This is a genomic window from Corynebacterium sp. HMSC064E07, from assembly GCF_001815745.1.
In the GTDB taxonomy this organism is placed as follows: domain Bacteria; phylum Actinomycetota; class Actinomycetes; order Mycobacteriales; family Mycobacteriaceae; genus Corynebacterium; species Corynebacterium jeikeium_D.
The window spans coordinates 14,452-38,594 of sequence record NZ_KV821820.1 but is presented as its reverse complement, the minus strand read 5'-3'; the positions used below and the strand labels follow the sequence as shown (position 1 = coordinate 38,594).

27 protein-coding genes and 1 pseudogene are annotated in these 24,143 nt (G+C 57.1%); 10 read left to right on the top strand and 18 right to left on the bottom strand.

Annotated elements, in window-relative coordinates:
* Positions 1-151 precede the first annotated feature (151 nt).
* Positions 152-1,633: a carboxyl transferase domain-containing protein gene (locus tag HMPREF3053_RS07805; protein WP_049189720.1), complete on the bottom strand. Its 1,482-nt coding sequence runs from the start codon at positions 1,631-1,633 to the stop codon at positions 152-154.
* A gap of 108 nt (positions 1,634-1,741) precedes the next feature.
* On the opposite strand from HMPREF3053_RS07805, the gene HMPREF3053_RS07800 reads away from it, so the two are divergent.
* The gene (locus HMPREF3053_RS07800; RefSeq protein WP_016423305.1) at positions 1,742-2,728 is read left to right on the top strand and encodes a ribokinase; all 987 of its coding nucleotides are present in this window, start codon (positions 1,742-1,744) and stop codon (positions 2,726-2,728) included.
* An 89-nt stretch (positions 2,729-2,817) separates the two neighbouring features.
* On the opposite strand, the gene HMPREF3053_RS07795 is transcribed toward HMPREF3053_RS07800, so the two are convergent.
* The 4 genes from HMPREF3053_RS07795 to HMPREF3053_RS07780 are packed head-to-tail and all read right to left on the bottom strand — an operon-like array spanning position 2,818 to position 5,880.
* A complete protein-coding gene (locus HMPREF3053_RS07795) occupies positions 2,818-4,083 on the bottom strand; it encodes an ABC transporter permease (protein WP_016423304.1) in 1,266 nt (421 codons plus the stop codon).
* Complete coding sequence (locus tag HMPREF3053_RS07790; RefSeq protein WP_069359659.1) at positions 4,080-4,985, bottom strand: ABC transporter ATP-binding protein; 906 nt, start codon at positions 4,983-4,985, stop codon at positions 4,080-4,082. The genes HMPREF3053_RS07795 and HMPREF3053_RS07790 overlap by 4 nt, the downstream gene beginning before the upstream one ends.
* A 59-nt stretch (positions 4,986-5,044) precedes the next feature.
* On the bottom strand, positions 5,045-5,614 hold the full coding sequence (locus HMPREF3053_RS07785) for a hypothetical protein (RefSeq protein WP_070767542.1): 570 nt from the start codon (positions 5,612-5,614) through the stop codon (positions 5,045-5,047).
* Positions 5,615-5,616: 2 nt separating this feature from the next.
* Positions 5,617-5,880 (bottom strand): helix-turn-helix transcriptional regulator, encoded by a 264-nt coding sequence (locus HMPREF3053_RS07780; RefSeq protein ID WP_042388879.1) that lies wholly within the window; start codon positions 5,878-5,880, stop codon positions 5,617-5,619.
* A gap of 133 nt (positions 5,881-6,013) precedes the next feature.
* Between HMPREF3053_RS07780 and HMPREF3053_RS07775 the strand changes: the two genes are divergently transcribed.
* The 6 genes from HMPREF3053_RS07775 to gcvT all read left to right on the top strand — a co-directional run bounded on the left by HMPREF3053_RS07775 (position 6,014) and on the right by gcvT (position 13,901).
* On the top strand, positions 6,014-6,880 hold the full coding sequence (locus tag HMPREF3053_RS07775) for an aldo/keto reductase (RefSeq protein ID WP_070767541.1): 867 nt from the start codon (positions 6,014-6,016) through the stop codon (positions 6,878-6,880).
* 61 nt (positions 6,881-6,941) lie between these two features.
* Positions 6,942-7,694 carry an enoyl-CoA hydratase gene (locus HMPREF3053_RS07770; protein WP_048733677.1) on the top strand — a complete coding sequence of 251 codons (753 nt, stop codon included), beginning with the start codon at positions 6,942-6,944 and terminating at the stop codon, positions 7,692-7,694.
* Between the two features lie 41 nt (positions 7,695-7,735).
* Complete coding sequence (locus HMPREF3053_RS07765) at positions 7,736-10,189, top strand: HAD-IC family P-type ATPase (protein ID WP_070767540.1); 2,454 nt, start codon at positions 7,736-7,738, stop codon at positions 10,187-10,189.
* A 226-nt stretch (positions 10,190-10,415) separates the two neighbouring features.
* Entirely contained in the window at positions 10,416-10,793 is a 378-nt protein-coding gene (locus HMPREF3053_RS07760) for a DUF485 domain-containing protein (protein ID WP_016423298.1), read from the top strand.
* Between the two features lie 2 nt (positions 10,794-10,795).
* Complete coding sequence (locus tag HMPREF3053_RS07755) at positions 10,796-12,448, top strand: solute symporter family protein (RefSeq protein WP_070767539.1); 1,653 nt, start codon at positions 10,796-10,798, stop codon at positions 12,446-12,448.
* Between the two features lie 280 nt (positions 12,449-12,728).
* On the top strand, positions 12,729-13,901 hold the full coding sequence (gene gcvT / locus HMPREF3053_RS07750; RefSeq protein WP_016423296.1) for a glycine cleavage system aminomethyltransferase GcvT: 1,173 nt from the start codon (positions 12,729-12,731) through the stop codon (positions 13,899-13,901).
* A gap of 187 nt (positions 13,902-14,088) precedes the next feature.
* Here gcvT and HMPREF3053_RS07745 read toward each other — a convergent pair whose 3' ends face one another.
* Positions 14,089-14,724, bottom strand: coding sequence for a hypothetical protein (locus HMPREF3053_RS07745; RefSeq protein WP_070767538.1), 636 nt, complete (start codon positions 14,722-14,724; stop codon positions 14,089-14,091).
* Between the two features lie 281 nt (positions 14,725-15,005).
* Between HMPREF3053_RS07745 and HMPREF3053_RS07740 the strand changes: the two genes are divergently transcribed.
* On the top strand, positions 15,006-15,581 hold the full coding sequence (locus tag HMPREF3053_RS07740; protein ID WP_070545928.1) for an RDD family protein: 576 nt from the start codon (positions 15,006-15,008) through the stop codon (positions 15,579-15,581).
* Between the two features lie 14 nt (positions 15,582-15,595).
* Here HMPREF3053_RS07740 and HMPREF3053_RS07735 read toward each other — a convergent pair whose 3' ends face one another.
* The 9 genes and pseudogenes from HMPREF3053_RS07735 to HMPREF3053_RS07705 all read right to left on the bottom strand — a co-directional run bounded on the left by HMPREF3053_RS07735 (position 15,596) and on the right by HMPREF3053_RS07705 (position 22,237).
* A complete protein-coding gene (locus tag HMPREF3053_RS07735) occupies positions 15,596-16,456 on the bottom strand; it encodes a siderophore-interacting protein (RefSeq protein ID WP_016423293.1) in 861 nt (286 codons plus the stop codon).
* Positions 16,457-16,710: 254 nt separating this feature from the next.
* Entirely contained in the window at positions 16,711-17,853 is a 1,143-nt protein-coding gene (locus HMPREF3053_RS07730; protein ID WP_070767537.1) for a tyrosine-type recombinase/integrase, read from the bottom strand.
* A 24-nt stretch (positions 17,854-17,877) separates the two neighbouring features.
* Complete coding sequence (locus tag HMPREF3053_RS11095; RefSeq protein ID WP_070834205.1) at positions 17,878-18,174, bottom strand: hypothetical protein; 297 nt, start codon at positions 18,172-18,174, stop codon at positions 17,878-17,880.
* Positions 18,175-18,267, bottom strand: a pseudogene (locus HMPREF3053_RS11290) (DUF2335 domain-containing protein); the annotation flags it as partial.
* Positions 18,268-18,308: 41 nt separating this feature from the next.
* Positions 18,309-18,491 carry a hypothetical protein gene (locus HMPREF3053_RS11090; protein WP_053412745.1) on the bottom strand — a complete coding sequence of 61 codons (183 nt, stop codon included), beginning with the start codon at positions 18,489-18,491 and terminating at the stop codon, positions 18,309-18,311.
* A gap of 96 nt (positions 18,492-18,587) precedes the next feature.
* Complete coding sequence (locus HMPREF3053_RS07720) at positions 18,588-19,460, bottom strand: DNA adenine methylase (RefSeq protein WP_070767536.1); 873 nt, start codon at positions 19,458-19,460, stop codon at positions 18,588-18,590.
* On the bottom strand, positions 19,457-20,935 hold the full coding sequence (locus HMPREF3053_RS07715; protein WP_070767535.1) for a hypothetical protein: 1,479 nt from the start codon (positions 20,933-20,935) through the stop codon (positions 19,457-19,459). The genes HMPREF3053_RS07720 and HMPREF3053_RS07715 overlap by 4 nt, the downstream gene beginning before the upstream one ends.
* A gap of 89 nt (positions 20,936-21,024) precedes the next feature.
* Positions 21,025-21,432, bottom strand: coding sequence for an ImmA/IrrE family metallo-endopeptidase (locus tag HMPREF3053_RS07710; protein WP_070767534.1), 408 nt, complete (start codon positions 21,430-21,432; stop codon positions 21,025-21,027).
* Positions 21,407-22,237 (bottom strand): hypothetical protein, encoded by an 831-nt coding sequence (locus tag HMPREF3053_RS07705; RefSeq protein ID WP_070767533.1) that lies wholly within the window; start codon positions 22,235-22,237, stop codon positions 21,407-21,409. The genes HMPREF3053_RS07710 and HMPREF3053_RS07705 overlap by 26 nt, the downstream gene beginning before the upstream one ends.
* Positions 22,238-22,379: 142 nt before the next feature.
* Here HMPREF3053_RS07705 and HMPREF3053_RS07700 point away from each other — a divergent pair, with 142 nt between their 5' ends.
* Together HMPREF3053_RS07700 and HMPREF3053_RS11085 are read left to right on the top strand one after the other, a co-directional pair.
* Entirely contained in the window at positions 22,380-22,625 is a 246-nt protein-coding gene (locus tag HMPREF3053_RS07700; RefSeq protein ID WP_141737786.1) for a helix-turn-helix domain-containing protein, read from the top strand.
* Positions 22,626-22,697: 72 nt separating this feature from the next.
* Positions 22,698-22,868 carry a hypothetical protein gene (locus tag HMPREF3053_RS11085; RefSeq protein WP_168166699.1) on the top strand — a complete coding sequence of 57 codons (171 nt, stop codon included), beginning with the start codon at positions 22,698-22,700 and terminating at the stop codon, positions 22,866-22,868.
* Here HMPREF3053_RS11085 and HMPREF3053_RS11260 read toward each other — a convergent pair whose 3' ends face one another.
* From HMPREF3053_RS11260 to HMPREF3053_RS11010, 3 genes are all read right to left on the bottom strand, one after another.
* The gene (locus HMPREF3053_RS11260; RefSeq protein ID WP_256375039.1) at positions 22,869-23,003 is read right to left on the bottom strand and encodes a hypothetical protein; all 135 of its coding nucleotides are present in this window, start codon (positions 23,001-23,003) and stop codon (positions 22,869-22,871) included.
* Between the two features lie 120 nt (positions 23,004-23,123).
* A complete protein-coding gene (locus HMPREF3053_RS11015) occupies positions 23,124-23,561 on the bottom strand; it encodes a hypothetical protein (protein WP_141758945.1) in 438 nt (145 codons plus the stop codon).
* A 181-nt stretch (positions 23,562-23,742) separates the two neighbouring features.
* On the bottom strand, positions 23,743-24,012 hold the full coding sequence (locus tag HMPREF3053_RS11010) for a hypothetical protein (RefSeq protein WP_141758944.1): 270 nt from the start codon (positions 24,010-24,012) through the stop codon (positions 23,743-23,745).
* Between the last annotated feature and the right edge of the window lie 131 nt (positions 24,013-24,143).

The window sequence follows — 24,143 nt, the reverse complement described above, 5'->3', positions numbered from 1 at the left end:
TATCCATGATGCAATGACCGCCTGACCCTACCGCGTGAAGAATTGCCCAAAAGTGTCATAAACTCAGTCACTTTCTTGCTTTCTGAGGTTGGGGTGGGGGCTGAAGGCCCAAACCAGCCCCACGCCAGCCCCACACCAGGCCCCAGCCCCCTTACTCGCTCAGCGCGAAGCGACGGTAGTGGTCGAAACGCTGCTCACGGCCAACGCGAGCCGGATTCTTCTCTAGCTCCCAGAGGGCGTGCTCGATAGCACTCAGAGCACGGCGGGGCAGTTCGGCCGGATTCTCAGGTTCGGCCACAATCTCGTCGATGACCCCGGTCTTCAGCATGGCCTCGGCGCCAACGCCCTGCTCCTCCATCATTTCCGGGGCATGCTCGGTGTCTCGGTAGATAATCGCCGAAGCACCCTCCGGCGGCAACGGAGACATCCAGGCATCGTGCATTGCCAGCACGCGGTCAGAGGGCAGCATGGCCAGCGCACCGCCACCGCAGCCCTGGCCGAGAATGAGTGACACGGTCGGAACCTTCAAGTTCACCAGCGTGGTCAAGGTGCGGGCAATCTCGCCGGCCATGGCATTTTCCTCGGCGTCCTTGGTCAACTCAGCGCCTGGGGTGTCAATGACCGTGACCAGCGGAATGTTCAGGCTTTCCGCGATGCGCATCGCACGGCGGGCAAAACGCAGTGAGCCCGGCCCCATTGGATGCGTGCCCAGCGGCGGCTGGTTATGGCGATCCTGGGCGACCAGAATCACCGGCCGCTCACCAATCCGCGCCAGGCGAGCCCGAACCGACAGCGACTTGTGGCCATCGCCAGTGCCGGAAATCGGCACGGAGCAGTCGACAAGGGCATCGATAATGTCGCCGCCACCTGGACGAGAAGTATCGCGGGTGCGCAGGATAGCTTCCCAGGTATCGCGACCATCAATGGCTGCTACTGGCGGTGGGGTGGGTTCGCTGGGGTCTCCGTCGGCAAGCACGTCGATGGTGCGGCGGACAGCGCCGCGCAGACCTTCGAGCGGAATGATGCCGTCGATAATGCCCTGCTTGAACAGGTTCTCGGAGGTCTGAACGCCTTCGGGCATGGGTTCGCCGGTAGCCAGCTCGACGACGCGCGGGCCGAGGAAGCCGAGAAGTGCGCCGGGCTCTGCGAAGGTGAAGTGGCCTGCCGACCCCCACGACGCCATGACACCACCGGTGGTGGGATTGCGCAGGTACACCAGGAATGGCAAGTGAGAATCCTTGTGGCGCGCCACTGCGGTGGTAATAGAGATCATGAGCGCGAACGCCGCAGTGCCCTCCTGCATGCGAGTGCCGCCCGAGGTCGGGGAGAGCAACAGGGGCAGCTGCTCCGCAGTCGCGCGCTCGATGCTGCGAATAATACGACGAGCGGTTGCGGCGCCGATAGAACCGCCGAGGAAGCCGAACTCAGAACAGATGACGGCGACGCGCTTGCCGCCGACGGTGCCTTCACCGGTGATAACGGCCTCATCGAGACCGGTTTTCTCAGAGGCTCGGGACAGTGTGCCGCGGTAGGACTCGTCGATGTTGCCATGCTCGGGCGCGCCGTCCCAGGAGGTGAAACTTCCGTGGTCGAGGACGGTATCTATTACTTGTTGGGCGCTGATTCTAGCCATACCTCCACGGTAGTAAACAAGGGGTAAACCGGCTTAGTTGATGGTGGGCGGAAAGGGGTAGCGCTATTGTCGGAAAAAACGTGTCCGCACTACCGAGGAGTCGAACCAATGCCGATTACTGAGCGCCTCACCGAGCTGGCTGAACAGAGGCCAAACGTATGTGTCGTCGGTTCCATCAACGCAGACCTGACTGTCACCGTGAAGCGCCTGCCGCATGGTGGCGAGACTATCGAGGGCAGTCCTCTGCGCATTCTGCCGGGCGGTAAGTCGGCGAATCAGGCGGCGACGGCTGGAAGACTGGGCGCGGCCGTGGAACTGGTCGGCGCGGTCGGTTCGGATCCCAATGCGCAGTTGCTGCGCGACGCGCTTACCGACGCTCACGTGGACATCTCTGCAGTTGAGACCGTCGACTCTGCCACTGGTACAGCCATGATTGTCGTTGATGATGCGGCGGAGAATTTCATTGTCATCTCCGCTGGCGCCAATGGTGAAGTCGATGCTGAGATGGTGCGCAGTCATGCGGACAAGATTCAGCGGGCTGGGTGCCTCGGTCTGTGTCTGGAGATTTGTGATGAGGCTGTCCTGGCCGCCGCACAGATTGCCCACGATGCGGGTGTGCCGGTGGTGTTCAACCTGTCGCCGATTCGGGCGGTCAGTGAGGATCTGCTCGCGCTGGTCGATGTCCTCATTGTCAACGAGCACGAACTCGCAGCCATCATCGGCTCCGAGCGCGCGGTCGCCGGTTGCGAGCACGGTCAGTGGGATGCGGTTGGGCGCGCGCTTGCCGACGAACACGGGATTTCCACGGCCATTGTCACACTTGGCGGGGAGGGGTCTGCGGTCTTGAGGACGTCGGAAAGCGAGGTGGCAGTCACTCGCATTCCAGCGCTGCCCATCGAGGTCGTGGACACCACGGGCTGCGGTGATGCGTACATGGGTACGGTCCTCACCGCGTTGGCCGCGGGCGATGATGTGGTGACGGCAGCTCGTCTTGCGGCGGTGGTCTCGGCTCATGCGGCGACAGGCGTGGGGGCGCAGACCTCCTATGGCGAGACAGGAAAAATCGCGCAGTTTGCGGCGGACCATGGTCTATAAGGTGCGCTGAGCAAACTACGCGATTGACGATTATTCGGTTTTAGGTGACCGTGGCCGAAGGAGCCACGCTCTTTTGGGCAGGGCTGGGGCTAGCTCTTGGCTGTCAGAGCCTTCTTCCAGCTGACCGCGGCACCGGTGCGCAGGACATTGCGCGGGTAGATCCAGGCGGCGAGTGCGATGACTGCGGCTACTCCCACAACCATGATTAGCAGCGAAGCCGCCAACTGGAGTGCGGAGAAGTTGCCAACGGCGTACTGCATCGGGGCAGTGGTGATGGAAACCGGTGGAATCCACGCTGCAATCTGCATGACGGTAGAGTCCAGCTTGCTCCAGCCAAACAGCGGAACATACATCGTGATCAGCGAGAACACCAGTACCGGCATCTGTGCGCCCTGGAAATCTTCCATACGGCTGACCAAGGATGCGGAGGCTGCATACAGCGCGGCGAAGAAGAAGTAACCGAGGATGAAGCACGGGACCAGCAGCCAGACTGCGGACCACGGCACATCGAAGCTCTCCGCCAATCCGGTAATCATGAGGGCAACTGCGGCGCTGGCGGTCAGCACGCTCATCATGATGATGCCAGCCAGACCGGCGCCGAGGATCTTGCCGGCCAGCAGGTGCGCCGGGCGAACTGTCGAGAGAATGATCTCGATGACGCGGGAGGACTTCTCCTCGATGACGCTGGTGGCCACCGCGCCGCCGAAGACGAGGATGGCGGTCATCATGACCATCACACCAATCAGTGTGATGACCACTGCGGGCATCTTCTCGTCTTTGGCTTCATCCAGGGACTCCACCGACACGGCTGCGCTTTGAGTCTTGGAGAAAAACTCGCTGGGGTTGATTCCGTTTTCGCTGAGCAGCATGGCTTCATTTTGTTTCTGCAGCGATTCCTGCAGCATTGGGGCCAGCCAGGATGGGGCGTCGTCGGCAAGCAGCTTCCACGAGCCCTCCTTGCCTTCTGCGGTGTCGGGGACGAGAGCGGCGTCGGCGTCGCCGTCGGTGACGGCAGCGCGAGCGGCCTTGTCGTCTGCCGCGGACGTAATCTCCAACGGTGAGAGCGATGCTGTGGCAAATGCGCCGGCTGCGGCATCCGCGCCTTCAGCATCCTTTATTTCGGCGGTGGCGTCGGCGAGAGAGTCCGCGAACGGCGCTTCTCCGACGACCGCGATTTTTACGGTGTCATTATCGGACTTGGAGGTCATGTAGTCGGCAACGAAGATACCGCCGACGGCCGCCACTGCCATGATGATGAGCGTGATTAGCGAGCTTTTCTTCAGCAGATGCTCGCGGAGTTCGCGGACGAAAACAGTCTTGACGGCCGTTGAGGCGTTGTAAGTGTTGGTGCTCATTGCTGTACGGCCTCCTGGTAGAGCTCGGTAAGTGGAATTTGCAGAGGTCCAAACGAACGGACCGTTCCCGCTGCCATCGCGCTGTGTAGCAGCTTCTGGTCGGTGTCGGCGGGGGCGTTGGAATCGAGGTGAACGACGGTGGCACCATGGGTATCACGCTCCACGCTTGTCACGCCCTCGACGGAGGTCGCCCAATCCTGGGGCGCACCATCGAGCTTGACGACGAAAGCCCGTGGGCCCCGTGCTCGCAGCTCATCAACAGTGCCTTCCACGAGCATGCGGCCGTCGCGGATGATGCCGACGCGGTCACACATGCGCTCGACAAGGTCGAGCTGGTGGGAAGAGAACACAATCGGGGTGCCGCGGTCGGCGTACTCCTTGAGTACGGAGCTCATCACCTTGACCGCAACTGGGTCGAGACCAGAGAAGGGCTCGTCGAGGACTAGTATTTCTGGGTCGTGGACGAGGGAGGCTGCCAGCTGCACGCGCTGCTGATTGCCGAGCGAGAGCGTGTCGACCTTGTCGTTGGCACGCTCGGTGAGACCGAGGCGCTCCAACAAGTTGTCGGCATTGGATTCCGCGCGCTTGGTGGGCACACCGTGTAGGCGAGCAAAGTAAATCAGCTGCTTGCGGACTTCAGCCTTGGGGTAGAGGCCGCGTTCTTCTGGCATGTAGCCAATCGTGCGGCGCAGCGAGTCATTCATCGGGGTATCGCCGATGCGTACCTCGCCTTTATCGGTGGCCAGCACGCCCAGGGCAATGCGCATAGTGGTGGTCTTGCCGGCACCGTTAGAGCCGACGAAGCCGTAGATTTCTCCAGGGTGAACTTGGAAGCTCATGCCACGGAGAACCTGCAGGTCTCCGTAGGACTTCTCAAGCCCGTCAATAATGAGGCTGTTCATGGTGATCCTTAGATTGAGGAGTGAAGGGCAGAGGAGGGATATGAGTTTTTGAGCCCGTACTAGTCGTCGCGCAGATTCCAGGCGTAGACGACGGTGGGCAGCGTGGAAATGTAGAGGAAAGCGATAATTCCGAAGATTCCGAAGCTGTACGGAATGTAGTGTCCCCAGTCAGGTTGCGCGTTCAGGACATAGGTGCCCACCAGAACGAGAGCGAGGAAGGTCACCAAGCCGAAGTAGGTGAAGCAGCGATATGTCAGCCCCCGCAGGTTCAGAATCTGTTCCTGCTGGTATTCGTCCAGTAGCGAGGTCGGTGCGCTGTCAACCATGTCGACTGTGATGTTGAGGCTGGTCCAGACGATGACCATAATGAGGGAAATCACTGGCCAGAGCAGAGAAAGCCATCCCGGGAAAATATCGGTCAGACTACCGAGAAGCGCGATGCCGCTCAGCAGCATCAGCACAAGGCATACCTCGAATGCGATGACCAGCTTCCGCCGCGCCGCCTGGTTGCGCCACTTGGGCAACCAGCTCGACATCTGCTCGACACGCTTTGTGTACTTCGCTTCGCGCCGGGCTTCTAGCTTTTCGAAAAAGTTCGGTGTTGCGTTTTCAGTCCGAATAGCTGGCATCGTTAGCTTTCCTTTCGGTATAGGGCAGAGGACATGGGCTTGAATTCCTCGCGAGAGAACACCGCCTCAACGGGGAGATCGAACACCGCGCAGATGCGAAATGCCAGATCCAAGCTGGGGTAGTGGTCACCTCGCTCCAACGCGCCAATCGTTTGAGGATTGACCTCTACTTGTTTGGCTAGTTCGGCTCGGCTGAGTCCGTGTTCTGCCCGCAGCACTGAAATTCTGTTGAATATCGGTTCTTTGGGTTTAATCTTTGGGGACACACTCCAAAGTGTTGTATAAACACAACGCTGCGTCAACTGTTTACAACAAAATGAAGCGCACTCACCTTTCTAAACCGCAGGTCAGCGGGGTAGAAAAAATCTAAAAAACTTTCAGTCCGTACACTCGGTTGGCATGACCACACTCAATCTGAAGTACGATGCAGCGACAACCGGAATTGCCAACGTGGAAATGGTCGATGGCAACGCCATCCCGATTCTGGGGTTCGGTACCTACAAGCTCGACGATGAGCAGGCGCGCGAATCCGTGCGCTACGCCCTGGAAGTCGGCTACCGCCACATCGACACCGCATCGCTCTATCGCAATGAGCGAGGGGTGGGGCAGGGTATTGCTGATGCGGTCGCTGCGAACGTCGTAAAGCGTGAAGATATCTTCGTGACCACGAAGGTCTGGAACGATGCGCAGGGGTCGGCGGCGACGCGCGAGTCCGTGCGGGCATCTTTAGAACGGCTCGGCCTTGACTACGTTGACCTGGTGCTTGTGCACTGGCCGGTGGAGAAGCAGGGGGCGTTTGGGCAGTGTTTCGATACGCTGCTGGAGCTCAAGCGTGAGGGGCTGATTCGCTCGGTTGGTGTGGCGAACTTTTACCCAGAGGTGCTCGACCAGCTCTCGGAGACTCCGGTGGTCAACCAGATTGAGCTGCATCCGCAGTTCCCGCAGAATGAGCAGGTTGAAGACGATCGCCGTCGCGGTATCGTCACGCAGGCTTGGTCGCCGCTGGGGCGCGCGAAGTACTTTGAGGGCTCGTCGATTGCTGAAATCGCAGATCGCCTGGGTAAAACTCCCGCCCAAGTTGCTATCCGCTGGCACCTTCAGCGTGGTATCGTGGCCATCCCGAAGTCGGGCACGCCGTCGCGCATCAAGGAGAACTTTCAGGTCACCGACTTTGAACTCACCGACGAGGACATGGAAACGATTGCGTCGATGGCGCGTGCCGACGGGCGCCTGAGCGGCGACCCGCGGGTATTCGGCAACGAATAAGCGAATTTAGATTTGCTTATAGCCCCATCACTATTGGTATTTCGCGGGTAGCCTAAATGCTATGACGAACCCAGCATCTGAAATCCGCGTCGAAGCCGACGGCGCAATTGTCACTATCACCATCGACCGAGATCATAAGCGCAACTCCTTGACTGCCGACGTGTGTCGTGACATCGCCGATGCGGTGGAAGCTGCCGCTGAGGTTCCAGAGCAGCGCGTTATCCTGCTGCGCGGCGAAGGTCGTGCTTTCTGCGCTGGTGCTGACCTGAGTGGCCAGCACCATGAAGATTCCTTCCACGAACAGCTCCGTCGAATGCTGCGCACAATCGAGGCCAGCCGTCTGGTGGTTATAGCGGATGTGCAGGGGCCGGCTGTCGGGGCTGGTATGCAGCTGGCGATGGCGGCCGATTTGCGCGTCGTGGGTGAGCGCGGCTGGTTTATGATTCCGCCGGTCAAGCTCGGTATCGCTGTCGATGCCTGGACAATTCGCCGTGTACGCGTACTCGTCGGCGGTGCCCGCGCCCGCACTATTTTGTTGGCGGCCGAGCGCATGGATCAGGAAGCCGCCCGCGGTTGTGGTCTGGCTTCCTACCTCGGTGGTCCGGACAAGGCGGAGGAGGTAGCGCTTCGTATCGCCACCTACGCGCCCCTGTCGCTGGCCTACCACAAGGCAGTGCTCAACGACGATGAGACACATAGCCCGTTGAAGGACTACCAGCAGGAGCTCTACGACACGGTGTGGGCTTCCGAGGATGCTGCGGAGGCATCGAAGGCGCGAGCCGAAAAGCGCGAACCAAATTTCATTGGCAAATAGGTCGAATAGGTTCAGCAATTAGGCGAATAGGGTAGGCAGGCATGGGCTCGTGGAAAACTCCCGACAGTGGTCTTACTCAACAGCAGGTCCAGCAACGCATCGAGTTGGGGCACGTCAACGAGCTGCCGCCAACATCCGGGCGCAGTGTGTGGGACATTATCCGTGCCAATGTGTTTACCCGGATTAACGGTATTCTCGCTGTTTTATTCGCAGTCGTGCTCTATACCGGCTCAATCGTCAACGGTGCCTTTGGTCTGCTGATTATCGCCAACTCTATCGTCGGCATCATCCAAGAACTGCGTGCCAAGCGCACACTGGACAAGCTTTCCATTGTCGGCCGTGCAAAACCCATGGTCATTCGCGACAGGGAGCCTGCTCGCGAGATCGACCGCGAGTCCGTCGTCCTCGACGATCTCATCGAGGTTGGTCCCGGTGACCAAATCGTCGTTGATGGTATTCTCCGCTACGCCTCTGACGTGGCTGTCGATGAGTCCTCTCTCACCGGTGAATCCGATGCCGTCGATAAGAGCGTTGGGGACATGGTCTACTCGGGTTCCTCGGTCGTGGTGGGGTCGGCGCGATATCAGGCCACCAAAGTGGGCAAGGAGGCTTACGCCGCCAAGCTCGCAGCTGAGGCCAACAAATTCACGCTGACTGATTCCCAGCTCTTCCGCGGCATCAACAAGATCCTGACCTACATTTCCTGGATTCTCATTCCCGTCGGCGCCCTGGCAATCTATACGCAGCTCTTTGTCGCCGGCGATGATTTCAACGATGCGCTGCTGGGGATGGTCGCCACGCTGGTGCCCATGGTCCCTGAGGGGCTTGTCCTCATGACCACCATCGCATTTGCCCTTGGGGTGGTGCGCTTGGGGCGACATCGAGTGCTGGTCAATGAGTTGCCCGCCATCGAAGGTCTCGCGCGTGTCGACACCGTGTGTGTCGACAAAACTGGCACGCTCACCGAAAATGCGATGCAGCTAGTGGAAGTCGACATCGTATCGGGTGACGGTACCTCCCGCGATGAGGTCGACTCCGCACTCATCGATCTGTGCAAGCTCGACGATCGTCCCAACGCAACGGCTCGTGCACTGCTCGATGGGCTTGCGGACGCAGGGGACGTCGTAAAGCATGAACAAGCCAGAACCCGCCCCTTTGCCTCGGCGAATAAGTGGTCGGCGCTGACGTATCACGGCGGTGCGACGTGGGTTTTCGGCGCGCCCGATGTGCTTGTCGACGACTCCGCGGTCGGCATGCAGAAAGCTCGGCAGCTTATGGAGGAAGGACTTCGTGTGCTCCTGCTCGCGCGGACATCAGTTGGGGCAGATGACCTGCCCGGCGGTGCGCTGCGGAAGAGTGGCGAGGTGGAGTTGGAGCCAGTCGCACTTGTCGTGCTGGGGCAGAAGGTGCGTTCAGATGCGGCGGACACGGTGGCCTACTTCTATGAAGAAGGCGTCGAGGTCAAGGTCATTTCTGGTGACAATGACCGCTCCGTGGGGGCTGTTGCACGTGAGCTGGAAATGGAGGGGGCTAACAATCCTGTCGATGCGTCTGAGCTTCCGGTCAGCCGCGATGAGAATAGCGAAGCCAAGCCCACCGAGATCCGCAACGAGTTCGCAGACATTGTGGAGTCGCGGCAGATCTTCGGCCGTGTCACGGCCGAGAATAAGCGCGATATGGTTCATGCGCTGCAGTCGCGGGGGCATCATGTGGCGATGACCGGTGATGGTGTCAATGATGTGCTGGCGCTAAAAGCGGCGAACCTGGGCGTGGCTATGGGCGATGGGGCGCCGGCGACACGTTCGGTTGCGCAGTTGGTGCTGTTGGATAATCGCTTCGCCGTGATGCCGATGATTGTGGCGGAGGGGCGTCGCGTCATTGGCAATATCGAGCGCGTGGCCAACCTCTTTTTGACGAAGACCATCTACTCGGTGGTGCTGGCGCTGGCTGTGGGGCTGTGGGGGATGGATTATCCATTCGAGCCGATTCATGTGACCATTACGGGATGGTTCACGATTGGAATCCCGGCCTTCGTGCTGTCGTTGGCTCCTAACTTGGAGCGTGCGCGCGATGGTTTCGTACGGCGCGTGTTGCGCTTAGCGATACCGGCGGGCATCACGGTGGGGTTGTTGACCTTCATGTTTTGGTTGTGGGCAAACCCGGGAGTCGACGCCAGCGATGCGGCACGAGGGGAGGCGTCTACTGCGACCCTCATTGTGCTGATTGTTTCGGCATTTTGGGTTTTGGTGGTCGTGGCTAGGCCATACACCTGGTGGAAGGTTCTGTTGCTGGCGGTATCGGCAGGAGCCTACCTGTTCATCTTCTCGGTTCGTTCAGTGGCCACAGTGCTTAATCTGTACTGGGTAGGGCGGGAGCTGTTGATTCCCGCGCTGATTGTGGGAGCCATCGGTGCGGGCATTATCGAAGCGCTGTGGTGGTGGCGTCAGAGTAAGCCATTGCCGGAAGAAGCGGAGAACACGAGTACAACGGCGTAAATGGGGGTAGTAAAAACGGCGCCTAAGTATGCAGGTAATGGCGTTTTTGGGGGTGCCTTAAGGCTCGCTGAGAAGTAGTTAGCCGCATTTAACTTCTTTGCTAACTGTGTTCCAGGTAACTTTGTTTCCACACATAATGAAAAATGTGGTGCATGGCACACCCTCGGGGTGGCTGTGCTGGACCTCATTACGAACACCTGCATAACTTCCTGGAAAGGATTAGCCCGTGTCCGCAACTCCCTTGCCGGCAGACCGGCATAAGCCACAGGCGGCCGAGTACCGCTACGTGCAAAACTCAGCGCAGTTCCAAGAGCTCCGCTCTACATTCCGTTCTTTCGCCATCCCGATGACCGTCGCAGGTCTGGTGTGGTACATCGCATTCGTTCTGTTTGCGACGTTCGCGCCAGACCTCATGGCGACTCCCGTACTAGGCAATATCAACCTGGGCATCGTCCTTGGTCTGCTTCAGTTCGTGACCACCTTCGCCATCACCTGGGTGTACATCAACTTCGCCAACAAGAAGCTCGAGCCGATGCAGGCAGAGCTGCGCGAGGCACTGGAAAGCGGAGAAATCGCTGAAATCGTCGCAAAGAAGGAGGCATAGGCATGCTGACTAGTTTCTTTGCTGCAGATGACACTGCAGCAGCAGGTAACCCGATTCTCAACATCGCGGTCTTCGTCGCCTTCATTGTTGCGACCATGTTCATCGTTACTCGAGTGGGCAAGGGCGGAAACAAGGGAGCATCAGACTTTTACACCGGTGGCGCACAGTTCTCCGGTACCCAAAACGGTCTTGCCATTGCGGGTGACTACCTCTCGGCGGCTTCCTTCCTCGGTATCGTCGGCGCCATCGCGCTGACTGGTTACGACGGATTCCTTTACTCCATCGGCTTCTTCGTAGCCTGGCTGGTCGCGCTGCTGTTGGTTGCAGAGCCGCTGCGAAACGTCGGTAAGTTCACCATGGCCGACGTGCTGTCCTTCCGTCTTAAGCAGCGCCCGGTACGTACTGCGGCTGCTATCTCGACCCTCGCGGTGACCCTGTTCTACCTCATCGCGCAGATGGCCGGTGCAGGTTCCCTGGTCGCCGTGCTGCTCAACATCCACGACTCCACTCAGCAGTCCATCGTTGTCGCAGTCGTCGGCATCATCATGGTTGCCTACGTCCTCATCGGTGGTATGAAGGGCACGACTTACGTGCAGATGATTAAGGCCGTCCTGCTGGTCGGTGCTGTCATCATCATGACCCTGATCATCCTGGTTGGCGTTAAGGGCAACTTCTCCCAGCTCCTGCAGGACGCAGTGGACATGCACGCAAGCTCGGATTACATCGCCGAGAAGGGCTACGAAGCCTCCGCCATTCTTGAGCCGGGTCTGAAGTACGGTGGCTCCTTCGTTCAGCAGCTCGACTTCATCTCTCTGGGCCTGGCGCTGGTGCTCGGTGTCGCTGGTCTGCCACACGTGCTCATGCGCTTCTACACGGTGCCGACTGCAAAGGAAGCTCGTAAGTCCGTGACCTGGGCAATCATCCTCATCGGTGGTTTCTACCTGTTGACCCTGGTACTCGGTTACGGCGCCGCCGCACTTGTTGGTCCGGACCGAATCAACGCCGCCCCGGGCGGAGCCAACGCTGCAGCTCCGCTGCTGGCCTTCGAAATCGGTGGCTCCATCTTCATGGCAGTGATTTCCGCAGTGGCGTTCGCTACCGTGCTGGCAGTGGTCGCTGGTCTGGCAATTACCGCTTCCGCGTCTGTCGGCCAGGACCTCTACCAGGCCGTGATTCGCAAGGGACAGGCCACGGAAGCCGAGCAGGTTCGTGTCTCCCGCATTACCGTAATCGTGCTGGGTGTTGTCGCCATTATCCTCGGCATCCTGGCCATGGGGCAGAACGTCGCCTTCTTGGTGTCACTGGCCTTCGCAGTGGCCGCATCCGCAAACGTTCCGACCATCCTGATGTCCCTGTTCTGGAAGCGCTTCAACACCGCAGGCGCAGTTGCCTCCATGTACACCGGTGTCATCGCCTCGCTGGTTCTGATTATCTTCTCCCCGGCAGTTTCTGGCAGCGAGTCCTCGATGATTCCGTCGGTTGACTTCTCCTGGTTCCCGCTGACCTCGCCGGGTCTGCTCGCAATCCCGCTGGCGTTCTTGGCTGGCATCATCGCCACCTTCATGGGTAAGCCGGATAACTTCGATGACCTGGCAGCTGAGATGGAAGTTCGCTCCCTGACCGGTGTCGGTACCGAGGCTGCGGTTGATCACTAATAACCACTGAGTCCTTGTCTGGCAACGCTGTCCGAACAGCTCAGCCAATCTCAATTAACTGAATTGACAAATGCAAGGGCCCCGTTATCGTCACTGGTAGCGGGGCCTTTGTGGTGGCCGCGGGGTCGTCGTCAAGCGTGTGCGAATCAGTGCATGATAGTTAATGGACGGGGGCTGTTGCCCTAGCTCCGCAGGGGCTCGCGGAAGCGAGCACGGAGTCTTAGATATAAGGTGGGAAGGTAACAATCTGGTTTGCCCCACCGCAATAATTGGAGTGTGTATGACTGACAATTCTGGCGCTTCTGAGAACAACAATTCTTTCCGTAGCGCCCTGCATGATGAGCACGTAAGCCTTGGCGCAGAAATGCGCAATGTTGGTGGCTACGAAGTGCCGTTCCGCTACTCTTCGGAAATTGCAGAGCACAACGCAGTGCGTGAGGCCGTTGGTGTTTTCGACCTGTCGCTGATGGGTATCATCCGCGTCACTGGTGAGGATGCGGCGGCGTTCCTTGCACACTCCCTGATTTCGGCAATCAAGCCGCTGGCGTTGGGTCGTGCCAAGTACACCATGATTGTGCAGGAAGACGGCGGCATTATTGATGACCTCATCATTTACCGCCTCGGTAGTCACGAATTCATGCTGGTGCAGAATGCCGCAGCCGCTGAAGATGTGTACTCGACGCTGCGCGAGCGCGTTGGTGGCTACAACGTCGAGGTTGAGCGCATGAATGACAAGAATGTGCTCCTGGCCATTCAAGGGCCGAAGGCTGCGAAGCTTCTGCGCCGTCTGTTGCCACAGGATCTGCACGCGACTCTCGATGGCATGAACTACTACTCTTGCACTCTGCTCGAGGTCGCAGGTGTGGAAATGATTGTCGCCCGAACCGGCTACACCGGTGAGGACGGCTTCGAGATCTTCCCGCCGGCTGACCGCGCCGTCGAGGTCTGGCGTGCAATCATTGCAGCAGGTGGCAAGGTGGAAAACCCGGAGGATCCGGCTGACAACGGCGCTGACCTCGGCCTGCTGCCGTGTGGTCTGGCCTGCCGCGACACCCTGCGTCTTGAGGCCGGTATGCCGCTCTATGGATACGAGCTGACTCGAGACCGCACTCCGCTGGAGGCCGGCCTGAAGTCCATCATGGGGCCGACCAAGGGGCAGTTTATTGGTCGCAACGCACTGATTAATCGTCCGCAGTCGAAGGAGCTACTGGTTGGTCTGCGTTTCTCCGGTGATGAAGCTCCGAAGCGTGGCACCAAGCTCATTGATGCGGAAGGTAACGAGGTTGGCGTGCTGACTTCCGCCAAGGTGTCGCCGACTTTGGGTCACCCCATCGGTTTTGCATACGTTCAGCGTTGGCAGTCCTCCACTGGCACGGAGCTGACCGTTGAAGGCGCCGACATTACCGCCACCGTCGTTCCGACGCCGTTCTACAATCGCCGTCACCGCAAGTAGGGGAGCCCGGGTGCTCCGCCGCATTGTGGCGGGCTCAGATCTGTTCAGGCTCGTCTCTTCGTATCTGTTGGGTAAATAAAAAAATCCGCTGCAGAATTTTTGCAGCGGATTTTGGTGTTTTAGGGCGAGCTAGCGCACCTCACCTAACTAAGTCCCGAGCCGACGAACCTCGCCGTCCGAGACGAACCTAGCGGAACAGGCCGGTGAGCCCTTGATTATCTTCGCTTGGCTGCTCGTCTTGCTCCGATTCCGATTCCGTCGGCTCGCCGGAGGTAGTCGGAGTCGTTGAAGTATCGGGCGGCGTGGAAGAATCAGAGGTCGTCGAGCTCTCCGTCTCACTAGTCTCCGTTGTGCTCTCGCTCGGAGTCGTCGGCTCAGGTTCCTGAGGCTGTGGCTCAGAGGTCGTCGAAGTAGTGGAGATCCACATTTGCTGCGATGTCGGGTTCGCGGGGGTTTGCTGCAGCACCGTCCACACCTCCTGCTCGCCGACTTGTGCGCATTCAAGATTCTGGCCGTTGGCGCTCATTCGTATTTCGCCGGTCTGGTTCGGGCACAGCTGCCCGATGCGCGGCGTACCGCCTTCTCGAACCTTTGGTCCGGTCGTCGTCGGCGAACTCGTCGTCGACACCGTAGTAAGTTGGCTTGACGACGAGGTTTGCGTCGCGGCAACCTCCTCGCTTTCGCTGTTGGCGCAGCTGGTGGCCGTGGCTGCGAAGGTGAGGAAGCAGCAGGCCAGCGCCAGCTGCCGGCGGTTCTTGCGCCGGACGGCAGTGAGTTTAGGGTGCTGTACGGCTGACAGCTGAGTTCGCGTATTCACATCCATCTCACTTTCTGGGCTTCTCGGGCCTGCGTCGCGTGGTTTAATTCTCGGCTTTCTGGGGCGGCGTCTCCTGAAAAACCACTGGGGGTGCCAGCTATAGGGGAACTTGCCAAGTTATTGGCAAGGTAGTTGCTGACACCCAATAGATAGGTTGATTCAACCGGCAACTATACAGTCAACTTTTCGATTTGCATACTGGATGCTTCTAATCGTGGCAGAACGGGTGCGGTAGGGAAAGGCAATTCGTCTGTGAAGTCATAAGTGGTTTTGATAGCGTGTGTCCCATGTATCGGCGCACCCCGAATCGATTCCCCGTAAAGAGTAATGCGGATTTGTTCGCTCGGCGCAGTGGCGCGTGGATACTGGATTCGTTCCTTGTAGGAATCTTTGTTGCCATCATTATGGCACTTGGCAAACTTGCGTGGGAAGCAGCCATGGCGAACTGGGCGCTGCCGAGTCCGCCAGAGTTCAGGATTTTGTATGGTGTCATATTCCCAGCTGTCTTTTTCTTTGTGCGCGTGGTTGCAGAGGCTCGCGGTGAACAGACGTTTGGTAAAAGCGCATTTTTGCTACACGTTGTTCCAGCGCGGAAAGCAGACTCTGGGGCAACTCCGTTCGAAGTCGCTCAGCCAGAGGGAACATCGGAGCTCGAATCAGGAGACGATTCTTGGCACAGAGGTTGGCGGGCAGCGGTACGTAATTGTTACCTATTGTCGCTGATTTTCTTGCCTACGGGTTTTGAGCCAAACGTTGAACTGTTTTTTGGTGTCCTGATGATTTGGGTTGCTGTTTGCCGCTGGCACCCATTCGACTGGTTGGCAGGAAAACGCGTCGTTGTTGAAAGGCGTAGCGAGCGCTAACGTTCGAGCAAGCGTCAGGCCCTGGCTCTTTCCTCCTCGGCCTCAACCTCAGCGTTGAATTCTCGTTTAGAAGACTGCCACTGGTCTTCGGTCATACCGATACGCCAGTAGCCAGAAATGGAAACGTCTTTCTTCGGGATCTCAGATTCGACGAAGAGGAAGCGGCGCAATTCCTTGATCATCTCGGCGACACCGTGGATGAACCAGCTAGTTTTCTTACCTTCTGGAATGCCCGCCTCGCGCACTGCGCGGGATAGCTCTGTGCCGTGGGTTGCGCCGTTGCGGAGGACCCAATGGACTTCCACACCCTCTCGGGTTGGGAGCTCAAACTTCCGATCTTCGGACTCGATTTCGATGTATGCGGTTGCGGTCGTGCCTGCTGGGAGGTGCTTCAGTCCGGCGCTGATAGCTGGCGCTGCGGACTCGTCTCCGGCGAGTACAAAGTGTTCATATTCTGCTGCAGGTCCCCATGCGCCTCCTGGCCCTAAGAAGCCACGCTTGTCTCCGATTTCGGCTACGCGTGCCCACGGTCCAGCCAGGCCGGAATCGCCGTGGGTGACGAAGTCGACGTCAAAGTCGCCGGTTTCGGAGTCCACATTAATCAGAGTGTATGTGCGGGTGATTGGCAGTTTGTCTCGCGGCTGTTCGGCGCGAATTTTCGCAATATCGAACGGCCAGGAGTAATCAGCGTCCTCTGGCACAAACAATAATTTGATGTAATGGTCGGTAAACTCCAGCTCCTTGCCCACAAATGCAGGCGAGTTCATGCTCAAACGAACAAGGTCTGGGGAAATCTGGCGACGTCCAGTAACTGTTGCCTCGTGTGCCTTACGGGGCTTACGCTTCGGTGCTGCTGCTTTAGCTAGGCCAGCCATAGTTGTCACTGTCCTTCAACAAGTCTTGGGCTGTTTTGTACTGGCGGAAGTCTACACGCCACGTGATTAGGTAAGCCTAACACAAGTGTTTCTGGAAATTGCTGGGTGATGCGTTCTCAGGAGGGGGCGTAGTGGCCGGTCGTGAGAAAAACAAAGAACCCTCGCGCCCTATATGTAAAAGGTCACGAGGGTATTTGTGCCCCAGAGAGGAATCGAACCTCTGGCACGACCGTATATATGCAGGATATGGAAGTTTAGTCGGCTTTTTGGCTCACTTTTGGCTCACCCTTGTTCTTTCTTCGGGACCCAGCAGCACGCTGCGCACGACCAACAGCATCAATCACTGAATCAAGATCTTCGTCAAAAAGACCAGAGTAAATATCCAGTGTTTCCTTTGCGCTCGCATGCCCAAGCTGAGCCTGAACGACCTTTACAGAAGCCCCATTAGAGATAAGCAACGACGCCGCAGTATGCCTCAAATCATGGGGAGCAAGCAAAGAAGGAAAACTACTGTCCTCAGCAACACACGCATCCACAGCAGAATGCCACCACGACCGCTTCGACGGCGTAGTCAAATGCCCACCACCACGCTTCTCCCACAACAGGCAATCAGGACTCTTCCCAGCCATCAGCGGAACCAAAAGCTCAAAAACAGCCGGCGTCGCAGCAATCACACGATCACGACGCCCCTTAGTCGCTCCAACCACAACCCGGCCACCGACAGTCGACGCAGACTTAGTCACCGAAATACGGCCCCGCAAAGGATTCACATCACCAACCGTCAAACCCACAGCCTCGCCCCAACGGCAACCAGACGTGCCCAACAACCAAACCAACGCCTTCTTATCGTCCGGGCACTTCGACGCCAGGGCCTCCAACTGCTCCAAAGACAAGAACACCTGCTTCGGCCGCTTCCGCGCCGGGCAGTGCACGGCAGTAGCCGGATTTGTGGTGAGGCGTTTGTTGGTGATGGCGAGGTCGAGCAACCCGCGGATAATGCCTAGGCAGCGTTCGACGATAGTGACGGATTTATTCTCAGACAGGTCTACTATCCAGGTCTGTAGCTGCTCGGTGGTGATTTGGTTAATAGGCGTTAATCCCCAGTGGGGTTTGACGTGGGTGCGCCAGGCAGAGTCTAGTGGCTTCCATGTTGAGGTGCCGTGGCGCATTTTCTTGATTGCTATCCATGGATCCCATAGCTCGGATAGGGGGATGTTGGACAGAGCGGGATCTACCCACGTGCCTTTTCTTTGTGCGACGCCTTGGTCTTCTATCCAGGCTTGGGCTTCCGCTTTGGTGGAGAAACCTCGTTTGCGGGTGCGTGAACCATCTGGTTTCGTGTATTGCACTTGCCAGCGTCGGCCGCTTTTCGTTTTGTAGTAGGAGACGGTAGCCATGACAAACGCCTTCCTGCGGCGAGATTACTCCTGCGGTGAGGAGCCTTTGTCTTTATTACTCCAGCTAGTCATCGCGCGCGGTGCTAGTAGGACTCCTAAGCCGCTTAATGCGGCTAGGAATGCGAATGCGGTTGTGCCGCTGGTGCCACTGACGGAAGTTAGTACGGCACCCACAATCAAGGCTGCGGTGAGCGCGGCAAAAATCCATTGAGCGCGGCGATGCGAGTTTGCATCTTCGCGGATTGAGTAGGCGATTGCGTTATTCACTTCAGCTTCGGATAGTGTGGCGGCATTCGCAGCAGAGATACTTCCTTCGGACATGCATACAATTCGTTCTGCAATTCCAGGGAAGGCTTGCTCGTATCGGGCTAGTTCCTCGGCTGGAGGAAGCGGACCTTGCCGAATTTGAAGCATTCGGGCGAATGCTTCTGAGTTTTCGGATACTACTTCGGCTGTTATCGCGTCATCGCTCCGTAATGGTCCATTGCTTTGCGTAGAGCCGTGCCTGTCTGTTCCCAGCCCTTCCGAAAGTTTTCCGATGGGTCGTGAATCGGAGTCGCTCGAATCACTCGACCGTCCGTCGAGCGGGCGATTACTGGAGTCTTGCGACGGCTCATGATGTACTCCAGGTTGGTCATCGGTCATCACTCCTCGCCTTCTGGTTAAACTGTTGGGGACGTGACAAAGCCTACTATACGGAAACGTTGAGGAACATAGGGGTCTACGATATGCGTCTACGTAGTTACCCACTCTGCTGTTCGGCCTCTGGTGAGCTGTACGTCTGGTACGTGGAGCGAGTCTGAATAGATGACAGCTTCTGTTCCGATGTGTTGCTTATGTGCTGTGTGGGCGATGGGGAAACGTGCGCACCGCACGTTTCGATAGAGGATGTCCGTAATTCGGGGATCATCGTCGTAGGTGAGCATCCATGGTGCGTGTGTATCTGCGAGTTTGCTTGCCAGGTCTACGTGCGCTGCTTCGTCGAAGGCATGCAGGTATAGGCCGTCACCTTGGACAACGTAGGGAGGGTCTGCGTAGATGAATACTTTGGAGCCTAGATCTGAGATGGAGTCGAGGAAATCTAGGCCTTCCATCTGCGTGACGTGTATTTGGTGTCGGTATTGTGCGAGATGCTGTACACGCGTGATTAAACCGCTCTTGTTGTAGCGTGCGTCTATTTTCCATGTGCCTTTTTGGTCGTGGCCACCGATGGGGCCGGCGTGGAGGATTCCCGAGCGGTTGGTTCGGTTAAGGAAGAAAGTTGCGAATCCTAGTGCGAGATCGTTTCCTGTCTCTCCTGCGAGGTAGGTGACACGTTGTTTGTGCCATTCGTCCAGGTTCACTTCGGTTTCGGAAATCAATTCGCAGAATTCCTCTGGGGCGGTGGTGATGCTGCGCCAGAAGGCTGCGATGCCGGGGTTAAGGTCGTTGAGGTGTATTTCTTCGACGATGCCATCGGTGAGAAGTTTCAATGCTGCGCCTGCTCCGCCCGCGAATGGTTCTGCGTAGTGCGTGGGTCGGGGTGTTTGGGCGGTGATGAGTCGCTGAAGGTAGGGGGCTAGGCGTGCTTTGCCTCCTGGATAGCGCAGCGGTGAAAGATACCTCATGAATCAGTATTATTGCGTAGTTTCTCGTTCATGGCCACCAGCAGCGGCTCGATGCGGTCGAACCAAATTTTTGCTTCAGAAGTTGTATTCGGCATTTGTGAGGAATGGACACCGAGTTGAATCACTTTCATGCTTTCCTCGTTGCAGCGGTTGTACAGTTCCTTCATCTCAGGCCAACTTTGAACTTTGTTTGCATAACTTGCGCACTCTGGATCGAGGAATTCGATTACAGCGCGAGTTTTTCCCCACACAGACTTATCGTTAGTTTCTGCATTGGGAAAGACTGATAAGAAGTGGGTGAGAGACAAATCAAGGAGGACTCTCAGTGTTGCTGCTCCAAGTTCGGGAAACTTCGCAAGGTCGAGTTGCGCTACTTCATTAGCGAGGAGATCTAGTCTCTCGGGGAAACTGTTTAAGCTGAGGCCTTGAAGAACTTTCACTGCCTCACGTCTATTACGGCGCTTTATTTTTGGCTTTTCTGTTTTGGGAGGGCTGGATGACTCCTTTGAGGGTGGTTCGTCTAGTGAATCTTTCTTTGCGGTAGGCGATCCTATACTCGTACTTGAAGCGCTATTGCTGGGAGCACTTGTGTAACCGGGTTCATTTGAATCGGATAGGTGTTTAGCGATTCGTTCTGCAAATTCTTTTCGCTGAGCAGCTTCGTCGAGTTTTCGGCTTCCCTTTTTCATGATGGAAAGCTCTAAGACGAGTTGTCGTATAGCGGGGAATGTTGCTTCTTTCCCCTTCTCCAAATCAACTTCAAGGCCACGGAAATCGATACCAAATATTGATCGAAAATCGCCGTCGCCAAAAACTCGGTCTAAAATGGTGAAATTCTTCTCGACTAGTTTGTGCAATGCTGCTTGAAGCTGTACGTCGTCGGCAAAGTCACGTGTAACGAACGATACGAAGGCATAGCCCCTTGAAGCCTTAGACGGATTCTGCTGCGCCTCGCGCCTAGCCTTTTGATAGGCTCCCCATTCTACCGTGCCTGTTCCATCACTGTTAAGCCCGTGGCGGCGATTAATCCAGGTGTCGGCTTCTTTCCGATTGGATGCGACTACGACCCGAATACTCGGGGGCGCATTGAAGTCAGATTCGCGAATGTACTTATCGACACGCCGTTTGTATTGAGTACCGACGCTCCCTAGCGAATCCAGGAGTTTTGGCCGTTTCCATAGTCGAAGGCAGAGGAGGCGACGATTACCCTCAAGCATGACGAATCTATTATCGACAGGCATGACAATTGGCAAGTCTGCACTACTAAGTTGACCAACCCGTGTGATGTCGCGAAGAAGCTGCATACATTTTTCGCCTGTTGTTTCAAGCATTTGCCGCATGGCATCTGTTTGGTCGGTAGCATCAGAGAATAGTCGCGGGTTCTGTAAGTCCATGTCCAGTTTGCTGATTGGCACGGTCTTCTGAGGCATTGCACGGCCTATGAATGGCTTCCTAGCCCTAGCTTCATTGCTCATGGATATTATTCTTTCCTCTCACCTGAGTTTCCATATGAGTCTCACAGTTCGTCGACGTTGCCGCCGTTGACTTCGGTGAACTGTCGACTTCATTGTTTCTGTCTTTCGTATGTGTCTCGCCAGACGGCGAGTAGGTGGGTAGTGACGCCGAGCTCACGGGCAATAGCGCCATCGTGAGCGCCGTAGATCGCTTCCGCTGTGGCGTATTCGGCATGAGAAATGAGAAGTTCGGCTGCTAATTGGTCGGCTGCGCGTTCCGCTCTGGCATCGAAGTGCGGGTTGCCGGTTGGAGTATCGCCTCTGATGGCGTGTGCTAACTCGTGGGCTAGGGTGCACCGCCTGTTTATAGAGCCCAGTGTGGGGTCGAGCAGGATTGTCTGGCGGTGGTGGATGTATCCGCCGAGGTCGCCAGGACGAAGTGACTTGCGGTAGTCGTATTCCACGGTGATTCCCATGGATTCGGCGAGTTGTTCAAGCTCCGTCTCCGTAATCGTCATCGCCCTCCTCTGGTTCTGGGGTGCCGCGCTTGGCAACGTAGTCCAGATGTGTATCAGCCGGGGCGGATTCAGGCCCGGGGAATTCGAACACCGTAGCGTCGAGCGCATCATCATGTGCCTTGCCGTCGTGCATGGTGCGCAAGTCACCAACGTCTGTCTCGCGTGTGGGGTTCTTGGTGCTGTCGTGGAACGTGCTCAGAATCTCGGCTGAGCCAATCCGACGGCCGACAGACTCCTGCTCGATTTGCGCCACAACTTCAAGCGGCAGCTCCTGCAGCACGCCAAAGCGCTCTTCAATCATCGTGCTAGGCATCGGCCCACCAACTCGGTCAGGAAACGGAGCATGTCCCGGCTCTGCATACAGGCTTCGAATCATCACCCAGCGACCATCACCGCAAAAGTCCCACACGCGAGGAGGCTCACCCAATGTCACAGCCAAACGACGACAAGACGCCACCTGGGTGTTCGGACGGTGCTCTGCAAGCTCATCAACAGGCTCATCAAAAGCCTGTGAACCTGCTTTAAGTCTGCGCAAAACCTCATCAGTTAGCTGCTCATCCGATGCAAGCCGGAGTGCACCGGTTATATTCGGCACCTTCTCCCACACGCGACTGACGATTCCAAAGTCCAACAGTGTCTCAATCGGGTTCACGTCGTAGGTCGATGAAATCTTGAGCAAATTCTCGATACTCGGCTTGTCGTTAGCTAGCTGGTATTGGAGCGTGCGCCGGGGGATGCTGGTACGTCGTGAAATCTCGGCTATTGAATCCTCGGTGGCGGTGGATAGCCAGTGTTGAAATGTCATGCCCTCATGGTAATTGCAATTAGGTACGTGCGCAATAGTTGCACACCCTTTTACCTGGGGAAACGTTAAATTGCTAAGAATAGCTTGCGCTATTCGGCAATGGTGTGCAATGATTGCGTTGTAAGCGCAATGAATTGCGCACATGGAATTACACAGGAGGAATACGGTGGGCTACCTGCTAGACCCGTCAGTCCTGGATGATGCCCGTCGCCTGGGTGGATACACCTCGGATGAGAAGTTGGCTGCAGCAATCGGAATGACCGGTACGGCAGTGCGAAATTTGCGCCACGGGCGCAGCTCTCCGTCGGTAGCCACGTTGGTGAAGTTGCGCAGCATCTCCGGCAGGCCATTGGACGGGATGCTTATCCAGCAGCCAAAAACCGCATAAGAAAAACCGCGCCGGGCACTGGGGAAGGTGCCGGGCAACAACCGTCGACAAGCGAAAAAGGAGATTGCAGTTATGGGCGCAAAAGTAGCGAAGCTCAATATCGAGGGCACCGATACAGGAATCAACATCGATGTAGACGGCGCCAGTGAGGGAATCCACATCGAATACGAAATTCTGGCGAATGTGATGGCAGTAATCGTGCAGGAGGCCCTGGACGCAACGAAGCACGACCAGGGCAACTAACTACTTCTTACCCCTAGACCGAGTCTCGGAAACCGTGGTCTTCGGGTGGCGAGCAGCGGTAGAGGCCTTCACGAAGCGTCCTGTAATAGCGCTGCGGTGAACCTTGCCAGAACTCTTGCCAGCAGATTTAGCCAAGACAATCACCTCCTTTCCAACGCAAAAGCGTTATCGAGGAGGTTACTAAACCAGCGTGACACGACCGCCGGGCACAGGGGAAGGTGCCGGGCAACAACCGTCAACAAGCGAAAGGAGGAACTAATCATGGCCTGGAAAAGGGAAGATGATGCCCTCAAAGGGATTGACCCTACGAGCGTTGAGGCGGATGTGTTTTGCCACATCAGGCTCAAGCACAAGATCGTCATTGACATCGAACACGATGCAGCCGTCAGTTTCATCTATGACATGAAGAAGCTGCTCGACAAGGACTTCATCAGCCGGGATCTCGGCCCCACCGAAATGCGGCTTCGCGAACATTACGTGCGAATCCTTGGTGATGTGCTCACCGCTCTTAGTGACGACTCCGGGGACGAAGTTAGCCACATCGATTTCGAGATAACTCCCGTCATCAATGTCCGGTGCGCATATAGAGACCAGCATTCCCTCGTGAAGCCCATCGTTCAGTGCCTTGAAGACGCTGCCAAGAATCGAGTCTTTGACAGACAAACGGAAAGGGACGAAAGGCGAAAAGGACAAGAAACCCATGACAGCTCCTAAATAGCACTGCACTAAAAGCATATCCGCCGGGCACTGGGGAAGGTGCCAGGCAACAACCGTCGACAAGCGAAAGGAGGAAATAGAGATGTGCAACGACAACAATCAATGTCCCACCGCGCGAATGCTGCGAGTACCACAGCCGACGCGATGGGACAGTGACCTAGTCGACAGGATGTTCGCCGCCCTGCCGTTCAAGCCATGCGATACGTCGCTCCAATCCAGCAATCGTGTGGACGACTTCTTGAAGCGAACGGTCAACGTGGCTGAAAAAGACCCCGACGGGGTTGGTTCCACTCTGCTTAACAGATTTATCCCGAACTTTCGCAAGCAGAACAACCAAATCAGCCGATTCATTCAGGCCAGCCTGACGAAGCGCGAACTCTACGTCTTCATTGCTGTAACCGCGTGGGCGGCTATCTGGATTCTCCATCGGAAATCACCTCCCTTCCGGGGAAGCGTCCCCTGAGCGGGAAGTTTAACCAACTGAATAGCTGCCCAGTGCTGGGGAAGGTGCCGGGCAGGGCAACCGTCGACAAGCGAAAAGGAGGGAGGACGAGAGTG